This window comes from Montanilutibacter psychrotolerans (assembly GCF_003719825.1).
Classification (GTDB): Bacteria; Pseudomonadota; Gammaproteobacteria; order Xanthomonadales; family Xanthomonadaceae; genus Montanilutibacter; species Montanilutibacter psychrotolerans.
This window is the reverse complement of sequence record NZ_RIBS01000003.1, coordinates 212,257-226,446: the sequence shown is the minus strand read 5'-3', so window position 1 is coordinate 226,446 and position 14,190 is coordinate 212,257. Positions and strand designations below refer to the sequence as shown.

The window sequence follows — 14,190 nt, the reverse complement described above, 5'->3', positions numbered from 1 at the left end:
CAAGCTAGAATGGCCCGGCCACTGAACAGACCCGACCCCGATCGGGGCGCAAGGCGCCCTGGTCCCGTGTCGGCTGTTTGCTTTCGACGGACTTCCCGTGGTTTGCGGGAACTTGTCGGCGGTAACGCGTTCCCATTGCGTCCTGCCTTGGCGCCCCCTTGTCCCGCTTCGGACCCGTACATGCTCAACAGCCTGCTCACCCGCGTTTTCGGCAGCCGCAACGATCGACTGCTGCGCCAACTGCAACGCTCCGTCACCAAGATCAATGCGTTCGAGCCGGAGCTGGAGAAGCTCAGCGACGCCGAGCTGCAGGCCAAGACTCCCGAGTTCCAGAAGCGGATCGCTGCGGGCGAAACGCTGGACAAGCTGCTGCCCGAGGCATTTGCCGTCTGTCGCGAAGCCAGTCGCCGCGTGCTTGGCATGCGTCACTACGACGTCCAGATGATCGGCGGCATGGTGCTGCACCTGGGCAAGATCGCCGAGATGCGCACGGGCGAGGGCAAGACCCTGGTCGGTACGTTGCCGGTGTACCTCAACGCGCTCGAGGGCAAGGGCGTGCACGTGGTCACCGTCAACGACTACCTGGCGCGGCGCGACTCGGCGTGGATGGGCAAGCTCTACAACTGGCTGGGCCTGAGCGTCGGCGTCGTCTACCCGGGCATGCCGCATTCGGACAAGGCCGCCGCCTATGCCGCCGACATCACCTACGGCACCAACAACGAGTTCGGCTTCGACTACCTGCGCGACAACATGGCGCTGTCGAAGGACGACCGCTTCCAGCGTGCGCTCAATTACGCGATCGTCGACGAGGTCGACTCGATCCTGATCGACGAGGCACGCACGCCGCTGATCATCTCCGGCCCGGCTGACGAATCGCCGGAGCTTTACATCAAGGTCAACCGCCTCGTTCCCTCCCTGACCCGTCAGGAAAAGGAAGACGCCGACGGCGATTATTTCGTCGACGAGAAGGGCAAGCAGGTTCACCTGTCCGAGGAAGGCCAGGAACACGCCGAGGCATTGCTGCGCCAGGCCGGCATCCTGCAGGGCGACGACGACACGTTGTACGCCGGACACAACCTCAGCGTCGTGCACCATCTCAATGCCGCCCTGCGCGCGCACGCGATCTACCAGCGCGATGTCGACTACATCGTTCGCGATGGCGAGGTGGTGATCGTCGACGAGTTCACCGGCCGCACGCTGGCCGGGCGCCGCTGGTCCGATGGCCTGCACCAGGCCGTCGAAGCCAAGGAAGGCGTGCCGGTGCAGCGCGAGAACCAGACGCTGGCCAGCATCACGTTCCAGAACCTGTTCCGCATGTACGGCAAGCTTGCCGGCATGACCGGTACGGCCGACACCGAGGCCTACGAGTTCCAGAGCATCTACGCGCTGGAAGTGATCGTGATCCCGACCCACATGCCGGTGCTGCGCCGCGACCATCCGGATGCGGTGTTCCTCAACCGCGCCGGCAAGTACCGCGCCGTGATCAACGAGATCAAGGACGCCAACGCCCGCCAGCAGCCGGTGCTGGTCGGCACGACCTCGATCGAGGTCTCGGAGATGCTCAGCAAGCAGCTGCGCGAGGCCGGAATCCACCACGAGGTGCTCAACGCCAAGCAGCACGAGCGCGAAGCGACCATCGTCGCCCAGGCCGGTCGTCCGGGCGCGATCACGATCGCCACCAACATGGCCGGTCGCGGTACCGACATCGTGCTGGGCGGCTCGCTCGAGGCCGAAGTGGCCGAGTTCGAGTCGCTCAACGGCGCCCCCCTCGAGGCGGCGACGCGTGCGGACATGAAGGCCGAGTGGCAGCAGCGCCATGACGTGGTCAAGGCCGCTGGCGGCCTGCACATCGTCGGTACCGAACGCCACGAGTCGCGCCGCATCGACAACCAGCTGCGCGGCCGTGCCGGCCGCCAGGGCGATCCGGGCTCGTCGCGCTTCTACCTGTCGCTCGAAGACAACCTGATGCGCATCTTCGCCGCCGACTGGGTGCAGAAGGTCATGGCGCGCATGGGCCTGAAGGAAGACGACATCATCGAAAGCCCGCTGGTGACCAAGCAGATCGCCAACGCGCAGCGCAAGGTCGAGGCCCACAACTTCGACATCCGCAAGAACCTGCTGGACTTCGACGACGTCAACAACGACCAGCGCAAGGTCATCTACTCCCAGCGCAACGAACTGCTCGACGCAGAGGATGTGCGCGAGAACATCGAAGGCATCCGCGAGGACGTCGTGGCCGAGCTGGTGGCGCGTCACGTACCGCTGAACTCGGTCGACGAGCAGTGGGACATCCCGGGCCTCGAGGGCACGCTGCTGCAGGAGCTGGGCGTGAACGTCGCGGTCGCCGATTTCGTCGCAGGCAGCGAGGAGGTCGATGCCGAGGGCATCGCCCGGCATGTGGTCGAGGCGGTCCAGCGTCATTTCTCCGATCGCGAGACGCAGCTGGGCAGCGAGACGATGCGCATGCTCGAGAAGCACATCATGCTCAACGTGCTCGACCAGAACTGGAAGGAGCACCTGGCCCGCATGGATTACCTGCGTCAGGGCATCCACCTGCGTGGCTATGCCCAGAAGCAGCCGAAGCAGGAGTACAAGAAGGAAGCCTTCGAGCTGTTCTCGAGCATGCTCGACAAGGTGAAGTTGGAGCTGGTGACGATGCTGTCGCGCGTGCGCATCCGCAGCGAGGAAGAAATCGCACAGATGGAAGCCGCCGAGCGGGCGCACGCCCAGGAACAGGCACAGCAGATGCAGTTCCAGCATCCGGACATGGGTGGCCTGGGGGCAGACGAGGAGGCCGCGCAGGCCGCGCTTGCCACCGGTGGCGACGACGCGTTTGCCAACGTCGGTCGCAACGACGTCTGCCCTTGCGGCAGCGGCAAGAAGTTCAAGCACTGCCATGGGCAGCTGGGCTGATCTGACAGCACGGCTCCCGCGTTTCCCGGCATCGGGAAGGCGGGAGCCTCCGGTGGCGGCGGTCACCGTTGGACGCCGTGCCCGCCGCGCGGGGGTCCGGAGTCTGGGCGACACCCTTGCCACGTCACGCGCGGAGTCCCGCCGGGAGCGCGTCGCGTGATGACCAGGCCGGTTGAGCCCGTCGCCACGCCCGACCGATCACCGGCCGCGATCGGCCAGGCGGCAACGCGCGTTGTGGACGTCGTGGCCGGGGTACTGCGCGATGCGCGCGGACGCATCCTGCTGGCGCGACGTACCGAAGGCCGCGACCTGGCCGGCCTGTGGGAATTCCCCGGCGGCAAACGGGAGCCCGGCGAAACCCCCGAGGCCGCACTCGTGCGCGAGCTGCACGAGGAACTGGGCATCGAGGTGGACGTTGGCGGGCGCCTGATCGAGGTGCCACAGGCCTACCCCGACAAGCGCCTGAGGCTGGACGTGCGCGAGATCACGCGTTGGCGCGGCACGCTGCGCGGCCTCGAAGGACAGGCGCTGGTCTGGGTGCCGCCACACAAGCTCGAGAGTTATGCGATGCCGCCGGCGGACCGGCCGGTGGTCGCGGCGCTGCGCCAGGCCGATCGCTACCTGGTCACACCCGAGCCCGACGCGGGTGCGGATGCGTGGCTGGCAGGGCTGCAGCGGGCGCTGGACACGGGAATCCAGCGCGTGCTGCTGCGCGCGCCGGGTTTCGACCCGGAACGCTGGCCTGGGTTGGCCGGCCAGGCGGCCGGACTGTGCCGCGCGGCCGGTGCCGAAGTGTTGGTGCACGCCGACGCGGGACTGGCTCGGGAGCTGGGCGTCGGGTTGCAGCTCACCGCGGCCCAGTTGCGCGCGACGTCCGTGCGTCCCCTCGACGACGATGGGGTCCTGGCGGCGTCTTGCCACGATGTCGAGGAGTTGCGCATGGCGCAGGCGCTGGGTTGCCAGTTCGCGGTGCTGGGCACCGTGGCTGCCACGCCCAGCCACCCCGGACGCGTTGGCATCGGTTGGGCCGGTTTTGCCGTCCTGCGTGAAGCGGTTTCGCTGCCGCTGTATGCGATCGGCGGCCTGGGTCCGGACGACATCGCCACCGCGCGCCGCCACGGCGCCCAGGGAATCGCGGCAATCCGCGCGCTGTGGCCCTCGGGCTAGGGCCTGTTAACCCGATGGGCGGATGTCGCGTGGCTTGTCAGCGGTCCGCAGGTGGTGCTGTGCTGCGCCGCAGCCTTGCTGCCTGCAAGGTCAAGCAGCGCGACGCCGGCTTGGGGCCGCTGAGATGCCACCCGGAGGGTCGGGCCTAAGGCCGCGCTATGCGGCGTCATCCTGGTGCGTCCCAGCGCCTGGCTCCGGCGCTCAGGCGGCCGACAAGGCGCGGTAGTGCCGGTCCAGCGCGGCGACGAGCGCGTCGAGCTGGTGGAGCGGGCCGTCATTGACGATCACGTCGTCGGCAATCGCCAGGCGCTGCTCGCGACTGGCCTGGCTGGCGATCATGCGGTCGGCCAGGCCCCCGTCGATGCCATCGCGCCGCATCACCCGATCGCGCTGTAGTTCTGCCGGCACATCGACCACCAGGATGCGCTGGAGCCACGGGTACCGATCGCGCCCACCGCCCTCGGCCAGCAGCGGAACGGCGGCGATCGCATAGGGGCCATCCGCCGCGGCACATTGCGCCTGCAGCTGGGCACGAACGCGGGGGTGGACGATGGATTCCAGCTGGCGGCGCGCGTCCGGAGCCGAGAACACGCGTTTGCGCATTGCCGAGCGGTCGAGCGTGCCGTCGGCGGCGAGTACCTCGACCCCAAACGCGGCAACGACCTCGGCCAACCCCGCTGATCCGGGGGCAACCACCTCGCGAGCTGCCAGATCGGCATCGGCGACGCGGATCCCCAGGGCTTCGAAGCGGCGGGTGACCTCACTCTTGCCGGAACCGACGCCGCCGGTGACGCCGACGCAGTACGCGGCCATCGGTCAGCCCTGCAGGCCCGACAGGCGAAGGTAGCTGCCGATGAGCTGATCGCCCCAGAAGAACGAGACCCAGCCGGCGATCGCGAGGTAAGGGCCGAACGGGATCGGGGTGGCGTGGTCGCGGCCCTTGGTGGCCAGCCAGATCGAGCCGATGATCGCGCCGACCAGCGACGACAGCAGGATGGTCGGCAGGATGCCCTTGAGGCCAACCCACGCGCCGATCGCGGCCAGCAGCTTGAAGTCGCCGCCGCCCATGCCGTGCCGGCCCTTGACCTGCTTGTACACCCACGACACCGACCACAGGCTCAGGTAACCGGCGACCACGCCCAGCAAAGCCGGCTTCGCCGGCATGTACAGATTGTCGCTGCTGGCGATCAGGCCCAGCCACATCAGTGGCAAGGTCATGTTGTCGGGCAGGTACTGCGTGCGCAGGTCGATGCCGGCCAGCGGGATCAGGAAACAGGTGAACACCATCGCGCCAAAGCCCTGCCAGCCGAAGCCGAAGCGCCACGCGCAGAGCACCAGCAGCACCATGGTCAACAGTTCGACGGCCGGGTACTGGATGGAAATGGGGTTGTGGCAACTACGGCAGCGGCCACGCAGCGCAAGCCAGCTGAACACCGGGATGTTCTCGTACCAGCTCAGCTGCCGCTTGCACTGCGGGCAGTGCGAGCGCTCGATCACGATGCCCGGCGGCGGCGGGTCGTAGACCTCCGCCTCGGGCAGTTCCAGCACTTCTCGGCTGTCGCGCTTCCACTCCCACTCCAGCCGCTTGGGCAGTCGCAGGATCACCACGTTGAGGAAACTGCCGACGAGCAGCCCGAGTCCGGCAATCAGCGGATAGCCGATGCCGGGGTTCTGATCTAGGAAAGCCATCTGTCTCGGAGCCGTTCCTTAACCGACCACGGCCGCGAGTTTGAAGATCGGCAGGTACATGGCAATCACCATGCCGCCGACAACCACACCCAGGAACACCATGATCAGCGGTTCGAGCAAGCTGGCCAGTGCGTCGACGGCGTTGTTGACTTCCTGCTCGTAGAACTCGGCCACCTTGAACAGCATGGTGTCGAGCGCACCGGCTTCTTCACCGATCGCGGTCATCTGCACGACCATGTGCGGGAACAGATTGACCTGCTTCATCGCCATGTTGACCGAGTAGCCCACCGCGACGTCGTCGCGAATCTTGAGCACGGCATTCTCGTACACGGTGTTGCCGGTGGCGCCGGCGACGGTTTCGAGGGCCTCGACCAGCGGCACGCCGGCCTTGAACGTCACCGCCAGGGTGCGCGCGAAGCGGGCAATCGCCGAGTTGTGCATGATCTGACCGATCACGGGAAGCTTGAGGATCACCCTGTCGAGGAAGTGCGAGAACGCGAGCGATCGGTTTTTCAACATCACGAACGCGACGATCACGCCGACGATGATGAGCAACACCGCCCACCACCAGCTGACCATGAACCGGCTGAGTTTGACGATCAGCTGGGTGAAGGCCGGCAGGTCGGCACCGAAGCCCTTGAACACGTCTTCGAACTGCGGCACCACGAACACCAGCAGGATCGAGCTCACGATCAGCGCAACCGCGACAACCATCGCAGGGTAGAACATCGCCTTCTTGATCTTGCCCTTCAGCGCTTCAAGGTTTTCCTTGTAGGTCGCGACCGTGTCGAGCACGGTCTCGAGCACGCCCGCGCCTTCGCCGGCTTTGACCAGGTTGCGGTAGAGCTCGTCGAACTGGACCGGATGCTTGCTGAGCGCCTCGTGCATCGACGAGCCGCTTTCGATCTCGGCGCGGACGTCGTTGACCAGCTTCGACATACGCGGATTCTTGTTGCCGTTGGCGATGATTTCCATCGCGCCCACGATCGGCACGCCGGACTTCATCATCGTCGCGATCTGCCGGCTGAAGACGGCAATGTCGAGCGGCGTGACGCGCTTGCCGGCCGCGCCGAACAGCGGCTTGGCCTTGGGCTTCACGATCCTGGGTGTGATGCCCTGGCGGCGGAGTTCAGCGCGCAGCAGGTTGGCGCTCTTGGCCTGCTGTTCGCCCTTCATGACCTTGCCGCGCTTGTCCGTGCCTTCCCATACGAAGGTGCCCATCGGATCGGCGCGGCGAATGGCGGTTTTTGCGGCAGTGCGGGTCGCGGACATGAGTCAGCCCTGTTTAAGCGTTGATCGGGGAAGACGCGCGGTGACGCGCGGTCGCGGCGAGGCGGGTGGGGTAGGTTGACCGGGAACGGGGCATGGCTCAGTCCTTGGTTACCCGGTTGATCTCGGCCAAGCTGGTGACGCCGTTGCGGGCCTTGAGCAGTGCGGATTGGCGCAGGTCACGCACGCCGGACCGTTGCGCCGCATCGGCGATCTGCATGGCGTTGCCGCCGGCCAGCACGATTGCCTGGATCTCGTCGGTCATCGGCATTACCTGATAGATACCGGTACGGCCCTTGTAGCCTTCGGTGCAGTCCGGACAGCCTACGGCTTCAAAGAGTTTGAAGCTGGGTGAGGCGATTTCCTCGGCGCTGTATCCCTCGGCCAGCAATGCGTGCTCGGGCAGGTGAACCTCGCGCTTGCAGTCGTGCAGCCGGCGCGCGAGGCGCTGGGCGATCACCAGGGTGACCGATGAGGTGATGTTGAACGGTGCGACGCCCATGTTCATCAGGCGCGCGATGGTCTGCGGTGCGTCGTTGGTGTGCAGGGTCGACAGCACCATGTGACCGGTCTGCGCGGCCTTGATCGCGATCTCGGCCGTTTCCAGGTCGCGGATTTCGCCGACCATGATCACGTCCGGATCCTGTCGCAGGAAGCTGCGCAGCGCGGCGGCAAAGGTCATGCCGCGCTTGACGTTCATCTGCACCTGGTTGATGCCCGGCACGCGGATTTCGACCGGGTCTTCGACCGTGGAGATGTTGCGCTGCTCGTCGTTGAGAATGTTGAGACCGGTGTACAGCGACACCGTCTTGCCCGAACCGGTCGGGCCGGTGACCAGCACCATGCCGTAGGGGTTGGCGAGCGCCTTCTCGTACAGTGCGCGCTGGTCGTCCTCGTAGCCGAGCTTGTCGATACCGAGCTTGGCCGCACTGCCGTCCAGGATACGCAGCACCACCTTTTCGCCGAACAGCGTCGGCAGGGTGCTGACGCGGAAGTCGATCTGCTTGGACTTGGAGATGTTGAGCTTGATGCGGCCGTCCTGCGGGACGCGCTTTTCGGCGATGTCCAGCTGCGCCATGACCTTGAGTCGCGCCGCGATGCGCGCCTGCAGGTTGGGCGGGACCTTGGTGATCTGCTTGAGCAGGCCGTCGATGCGGGTGCGGACCCGGTATTCGGTCTCGTAAGGCTCGAAGTGGATGTCCGATGCGCCGCGACGGATCGCATCGACCAGCACCTTGTTGACGAACTTCACGACCGGGGTGTCGTCGGTCTTGACCTCGACGCCGGTGTCGGTGTTCAGTTCCTGATCGCCGGCGACATCGAGGTTGTCCATGCCTTCGTCGCTGCCGACGGCGCTGGAAAGCGCGTCGCTGGCCTCGAGCCACAGGTCGATCGTGCGCAGCAGGCGGTCTTCGTCGACCAGGATCGCCTCGACCGTGAGATTCGTCTGGAACTTGATCTCGTCGAGCGCTGCAGTGTCGGTCGGGTCGGCCAGGCCGATGAAGAGGCGGTTGCCCCGCTTGAACAGCGGCAGCACCTGGTGCTTGCGGATCAACGACTCGCTGACCAGCTTGATTGCCGTCTGTGCCGGGTCCATCGCGCCGATGTCGATCAGCGGGACGCCGAACTCCATCGAGTTGGCGGCGGCGAGCTGGGCCGTGCTGACCAGGCGCTTGTCGGACAGGTAGGTGGCGAGCGGCTGTTTCTGGTTGGTCGCGCCGCTCATCGCCTCGCGCGCGGACTGTTCGTCCAGGGCGCCGTCCAGCACCAAGCGCCGGGCAATGCCGGTAATCCCCACCAGGTTGGCAGTGGCAACGGTTGCCATTGAAACCCCCTCGTTTTTCCCCACCCGACTGTACCCCAATCCCGCGCCCCCGCGTGCGGAACGAGCGCACCTTTCCGGAAATCCGCAAAGGCGATTCTGTGCAGGCTGCACCTATCCGGGAAATGGCGCGATCGCCTACCCTGTGGGCCTAGAGGGGGCCCGATGAATATTTCCGTGATTCTGCCTGCGAAAAACGAAGCCGACGGGCTGGCACGGACATTGCCAGCCCTGCGCAGCCAGTGGCCGCAGGCGGAACTCATCGTGGTCGACGACGGGTCCACCGACGACACCGCGCAGGTGGCAAGCGCCTTCGGTGCGCGGGTGCTGTCGTCGCCATACTCGATGGGCAATGGCGCGGCGATCAAGCGCGGCGCCCGCGCGGCCAGCAACGACATCCTCGTGTTCATGGACGCGGACGGCCAGCACGACCCGGCCCATATCGGCCAGCTGCTGGCCAAGCTGGAAGCGGGCTACGACATGGCGGTGGGAGCGCGCGACGCCAACGGCCAGGCCAACCTCCACCGGGGCCTCGCAAACGCCTTCTACAACCGCCTGGCCAGCTGGATGACCGGGCACCGCGTCCTTGATCTTACGTCCGGCTTCCGCGCCGTACGTGCCGACAAGTTCCGCGAATTCCTACATTTGCTGCCAAACGGCTTCAGCTATCCGACGACCAGCACGATGGCGTTCTTCCGCAGCGCCTATCCGGTGGCCTACGTGCCGATCCCGGTCGCCCGGCGGGTGGGAACCTCCAGCCATATCCGTCCGCTGCGTGATGGCCTTCGCTTCCTGCTGATCATCTTCAAGATCGCCACCCTGTACTCCCCATTGAAGCTGTTTGCGCCGATCGGCGCGACGTTCTTCACGCTGGGTTTCGGCTACTACGCGTTTACCTTCCTCACCTTGCACCGGTTCACCAACATGAGCGCGCTGTTGTTGAGCGCGGGAGTGATCGTGTTCCTGATCGGGCTGGTTTCCGAGCAGATCACGTCCCTGACCTACACGCGGCCGCCGGATCGATGAGTCGCCTGCGCGCATTTGCGGCGCTGCTGAAGCGAACGCCCTTGCACCCGCAGTGGCTGTTGGGTCCTCGCCGGCCTCCTGCCGGGTTGGCGCAGTCCAGCGGGCGGGTGCTGGATATCGGTGCGGCGGATCGATGGGTCCAGCCGCACCTTCCGGCAACGGTGGAGTACGTTGCGCTCGACTACCCATCCACCGGGCGCGACTTGTATGCCGCGCGTCCCGACGTGTTCGCCGATGCCGCCGCCCTGCCTTTCGCGGATGCAAGTTTCGATGGGGTCATCTGCCTGGAGGTGCTGGAGCATGTGGCCGCGCCTGCAACGGTTGCCGCGGAGATCGCGCGCGTGCTCAAACCCGGTGGGACGGCGTGGATCTCCATGCCGTTCCTCTATCCGCTGCACGACGCGCCCTACGACTACCAGCGCTACACCGAGTTCGGTCTGAGGCGCGACCTGTCCGGTGCGGGCATGGACGTGGTGGCGCTCGACAAGCCATTGCACGCCATCCGGGCCGCAGGTGCGCTGGCATGCCTGGCGATTGCCGGCTCGCTGCTCGGGCGCTCCGATCGGGTCTGGCTGCTGCCGTTCGCGATGCCCATGGTGTTGCTGATCAATATCGCCGCCTGGTCGCTGAGCTGGTTGTGGCCGGACTGGCACCATTTCGCGCTCGGACACAACGTGCAAGCGCGCAGGCGATGAGCGCACCGGGTTCGACGTTCGCGCTGGCCCGCATGTCGCAGCTCGCGGTGGATGCGGGAGATCGATCGTGACCGGGAGGCAATCCGTGCGACCGCGCCTGCTGGTCCTGACGTCCACCTATCCGCGATGGACCGGTGATCACGAGCCCGGCTTCGTGCACGAGCTGGCACGACGCCTGACCGACCGTTTCGATGTCACGGTGCTCGGCCCGCATGCAATGGGGGCTCGCCCAACGGAAGTGCTCGATGGCGTTCAGGTGCATCGCTATCGCTACGCGCCGGCGTCCATGGAGCGGTTGGTCAATGACGGCGGCATCGTCACCAACCTGCGGCGCAGTCCCTGGCGATGGCTGTTGGTGCCGCCGTTCCTCATCGCCCAGGCCTGGGCCACCTTGCGGTTCATCCGCAAGCTCCGTCCGGACGTGGTGCATGCGCATTGGCTACTCCCGCAGGGGCTGGTGGCGGCGTGTGTGCCGGGAAGGCCGCCGGTACTGGTGACGTCGCATGGCGCGGACCTGTTTGCCATCCGTGGACGGCTGTACCGCGGTTTGCGCAGCTTCGTGCTCGCGCGTGTGGCCGCCGTGAGCGTGGTCAGCCGGGCCATGCGTTCGCGCCTGCGCGACGAGCATCCTGGCGCGGACGCGCACGTCATGCCGATGGGCGTGGATTTCGGCCTGTTCACGCCGTCGCCAGGATCCGAGCCGGCCCCGGCGCGTTCCACCGCGACGATCCTGTTCGTGGGGCGGCTGGTCGCCAAGAAGGGCGTCATCCACCTGATTGATGCCATGCCGCAGGTCCTGCAGAAAGTCCCCGAGGCGCGGCTCGATGTCATCGGCTTTGGCCCGGAACAGGCGGCGCTCGCCGCCCGGGTCGAACACCTTGGGCTGGCGGATCGGGTGACGTTCCTGGGCGCCGTTCCTCAGGCCGCGCTGCCGGCCCACTACCGGGCCGCGGCGGTGTTTGCGGCACCGTTCGTCGAGGCCGCGGACGGCGACCAGGAGGGACTGGGCCTGGTGGTTGCCGAGGCAATCGCCTGCCATTGCCCGGTGGTTGTGGGGGACGTTCCGGCCGTGCGCGACGTCGTCGACGACGACCTGTCCTGGATTGTTCCGCAGAACGACCCCGCTGCCCTGGCCGACGCGCTGGTGGACGTGTTGCGCGACGCCGATGCGAGTGCCGCCAAGGCGACGCTGGCGCGCAACCGGTTGCTGGAGCGCCTGTCCTGGCAACAGGTGGCGGCCGGGTACGCGGATCTGCTTTCGCGGCTCGCGCAAGATCGTTCGGGAAGCTGAGCGGGTTCAGCGCGGTCGACCGAAGTGTCCCGCAATCGTTGCGTCAGCCGCGCGTCGTGGTCAGCCGAAGGCGGCCGCCGCCTGATGGGCGATCCGCTGCCACGCCATCTCCTCGGGGACGGGGGCGATGCTGGGCGTGTCCAGCTGCAGCGACAGCACCCGGGCGAGGTCGTCCGCGTCACCGGGTGAGGCAAGCCGGTCCGCGAGCGCTTGGGCCTGGTGCGGAAAATTGCAGAGGAAGTTGGGCGTTCGCGTCGCGGCAAGCGGTCGACGGCAGAAGAGGTACTCGGCGATCTTGCACGACGCCCCCATGTCCATCAGCGGACTGAGCAGGTACGGCAGGGCGACGACATCGCACGCGTTGAGCAGCCCGGGGATGCTGCGGTGGTCCACCTGGCCGACATAGTGGATCCAGGCCGCGTCGAGCTGCATGTCGTCGCGTTTGCGACCGGCCAGCAGCAGCCGCACGCGCGGATCGTTGCAGTGCAGCTTGCGGACCGCCTCGATCAACACGTCGACGCCGCGATCGCGCTCCATGCTTCCGAAGTAGCCAACCAGGCGCACTTGCTCCGGGGGCGGCAGGGCATTGTCCGATCGCGACCGCGCGAGGTCGGCGGGGGCGAACTGTGCCGGGTCGACACCGTTGGGAACAATCACGGACGCGGCCGATCCGCTGTGCTCGTCGGCAAGACGCTGGCTGGCATACATGACAACGTCGGCGCGATTCACCAGCCACCCATAGGCATCCCAACCGAGGAACAGCCGTGAATTGCCGAACCGGCGATAGTCGTCGTAGGCATCGAACACGAATCGCGCGCCTTGGCGGCGGGCAATCCACCGGCCAAGCAAGCCAATGGCGCTGTCGCCGCTGCCGATCACGACGTCGGGATTGAAGCGCGCCTGCGCGCGCACGATCCGACGCAACGCCAAAGGCGACGCAGCGGGTTCGGCGTACACGTCGAATCCATCGCGTGCGGTGTGATCGCGTCGAAGCGAGTGGTAGTCGAGCAGGTGCAGTTGCACCTGGTGACCGTCGCGATGCCATTGCAGCGGAAGTTGGTAGACACGTCCGAAGCTCTCGGCGAATGCATCCTTCTTGGTGTAGTGACGCTTCGCAACGACGGTGATGCGCATGCCGGGAGTCAGGTGGGACAGTGCGGCAAGCCTATCGACGCGCCACCCCATCCGGCAAGCAACCGCAATGCCGCTGGCCGGCAACGCACAGGCTCAGTAGCATCGCCGCCATGCCCACGTCGCCACTGCTGACCACCGTCATTCCCACCTATCGCCGGCCGCAGTTGCTCCGGCGGGCGATCCTGAGCGCGATCGAGCAGGACGGTGTCGAGGTGTGCGTGCGGGTTTGCGACAACGCGTCCGGCGATGGCACCCGCGAGGTGGTAGCAGGGTTGGCGGCAGAGCACCCGCAGGTCGCGTATCACTGTCACCCGCAGAATGTCGGCGCCGTCGCCAATTTTGCGTTTGGCGTGCGCGACATCCAGACACCCTTCTTCTCGTTGCTGTCCGACGACGACTACCTGCTTCCCCAGTTCTACCAGCGTGCTCTGGCGGGGCTGGCTGCCAACCCTCGGGCGATGTTCTGGGTGGGCACCACGCTCAACGTCGACGCCGATGGCCGCATCTGGGATGCACGCATGGACCGCTGGCCGCGCGACGGCATGTACCTGCAGCCCGAGGGGGCGATGGCGATGACCGCCGGGATGGCCCCGACGTGGATCGGCATCGTGTTCCGGCGCGAAGTGCTCGAACAGCTCGATTTCCTGGATCCGGAAACCCTGGGCCCCTCGGACCTGGACTACACGCTTCGACTTGCCGCTCGTTTCCCGTTCGTCGTCGAGCGTGTTCCTGTGGCGGTGTTCACCCTCAATGCGTCTTCGATCAGCGCCACCCAACCGATGGCGGCGTTCTGGCCTGGCTGGCTGCGGATGTTCCAGAAGGTGCCCCGCTACGAAGGCCTGACCGACGCGGATCGCGACCGCCTGCTGGCCGCGCTGAAGGCCGATGCCCGCAGGATGCTGTTTCGACGCGGCGTGCATGCGCTGGCAGCGGGACGCCGCGATTTTGCGCGCGAGGCGGCCACCGCGTTGGCGCGGGATTGCTCCAGGCGCCTGCCGGCCATGGCGTTGAGGGCATTGGCGGGTGCATGCGAACACATCCCGGGAGTCCAGTCAGCGCTGTCGTGGGGTTATCGCAAGGCCGAGATGCGGATCGTGGCTTCACGCGGCGGATTGCAGCAGCGCTACGGCCACCTGTTACGGGATCCATAGCGCTGACTGACCCAGCGCCGGCCACGCGCCGGA

General features: G+C 66.6%; 11 protein-coding genes. 6 read left to right on the top strand and 5 right to left on the bottom strand.

Annotated elements, in window-relative coordinates:
* The first annotated feature begins 180 nt into the window (after nt 1–180).
* Nucleotides 181–2,913 (top strand): preprotein translocase subunit SecA, encoded by a 2,733-nt coding sequence (gene secA, locus EER27_RS07770; RefSeq protein ID WP_123087464.1) that lies wholly within the window; start codon nt 181–183, stop codon nt 2,911–2,913.
* Nucleotides 2,914–3,072: 159 nt separating this feature from the next.
* The gene (locus EER27_RS07765; protein WP_123087463.1) at nt 3,073–4,080 is read left to right on the top strand and encodes a Nudix family hydrolase; all 1,008 of its coding nucleotides are present in this window, start codon (nt 3,073–3,075) and stop codon (nt 4,078–4,080) included.
* Nucleotides 4,081–4,281: 201 nt separating this feature from the next.
* On the opposite strand, the gene coaE is transcribed toward EER27_RS07765, so the two are convergent.
* The 4 genes from coaE to pilB all read right to left on the bottom strand — a co-directional run bounded on the left by coaE (nt 4,282) and on the right by pilB (nt 8,863).
* Entirely contained in the window at nt 4,282–4,893 is a 612-nt protein-coding gene (coaE, locus tag EER27_RS07760; RefSeq protein WP_123087462.1) for a dephospho-CoA kinase, read from the bottom strand.
* 3 nt (nt 4,894–4,896) lie between these two features.
* Nucleotides 4,897–5,769 carry a prepilin peptidase gene (locus EER27_RS07755; RefSeq protein ID WP_123087461.1) on the bottom strand — a complete coding sequence of 291 codons (873 nt, stop codon included), beginning with the start codon at nt 5,767–5,769 and terminating at the stop codon, nt 4,897–4,899.
* Between the two features lie 18 nt (nt 5,770–5,787).
* Nucleotides 5,788–7,041 carry a type II secretion system F family protein gene (locus EER27_RS07750; RefSeq protein WP_123087460.1) on the bottom strand — a complete coding sequence of 418 codons (1,254 nt, stop codon included), beginning with the start codon at nt 7,039–7,041 and terminating at the stop codon, nt 5,788–5,790.
* Nucleotides 7,042–7,138: 97 nt separating this feature from the next.
* Nucleotides 7,139–8,863, bottom strand: a complete 1,725-nt coding sequence (gene pilB, locus EER27_RS07745; protein ID WP_123087459.1) for a type IV-A pilus assembly ATPase PilB — start codon at nt 8,861–8,863, stop codon at nt 7,139–7,141.
* Between the two features lie 162 nt (nt 8,864–9,025).
* On the opposite strand from pilB, the gene EER27_RS07740 reads away from it, so the two are divergent.
* The 3 genes from EER27_RS07740 (at nt 9,026) to EER27_RS07730 (ending at nt 11,872) form a co-directional block, all read left to right on the top strand.
* On the top strand, nt 9,026–9,886 hold the full coding sequence (locus EER27_RS07740) for a glycosyltransferase family 2 protein (RefSeq protein ID WP_123087458.1): 861 nt from the start codon (nt 9,026–9,028) through the stop codon (nt 9,884–9,886).
* Nucleotides 9,883–10,581: a class I SAM-dependent methyltransferase gene (locus EER27_RS07735; RefSeq protein ID WP_123087457.1), complete on the top strand. Its 699-nt coding sequence runs from the start codon at nt 9,883–9,885 to the stop codon at nt 10,579–10,581. The genes EER27_RS07740 and EER27_RS07735 overlap by 4 nt, the downstream gene beginning before the upstream one ends.
* Before the next feature lie 154 nt (nt 10,582–10,735).
* Nucleotides 10,736–11,872, top strand: coding sequence for a glycosyltransferase (locus EER27_RS07730; protein WP_343205461.1), 1,137 nt, complete (start codon nt 10,736–10,738; stop codon nt 11,870–11,872).
* 60 nt (nt 11,873–11,932) lie between these two features.
* Here EER27_RS07730 and EER27_RS07725 read toward each other — a convergent pair whose 3' ends face one another.
* Entirely contained in the window at nt 11,933–13,006 is a 1,074-nt protein-coding gene (locus EER27_RS07725) for a glycosyltransferase (RefSeq protein ID WP_190285699.1), read from the bottom strand.
* Between the two features lie 110 nt (nt 13,007–13,116).
* Between EER27_RS07725 and EER27_RS07720 the strand changes: the two genes are divergently transcribed.
* Complete coding sequence (locus tag EER27_RS07720; RefSeq protein ID WP_123087455.1) at nt 13,117–14,157, top strand: glycosyltransferase family 2 protein; 1,041 nt, start codon at nt 13,117–13,119, stop codon at nt 14,155–14,157.
* The last annotated feature ends 33 nt before the right edge of the window (nt 14,158–14,190 follow it).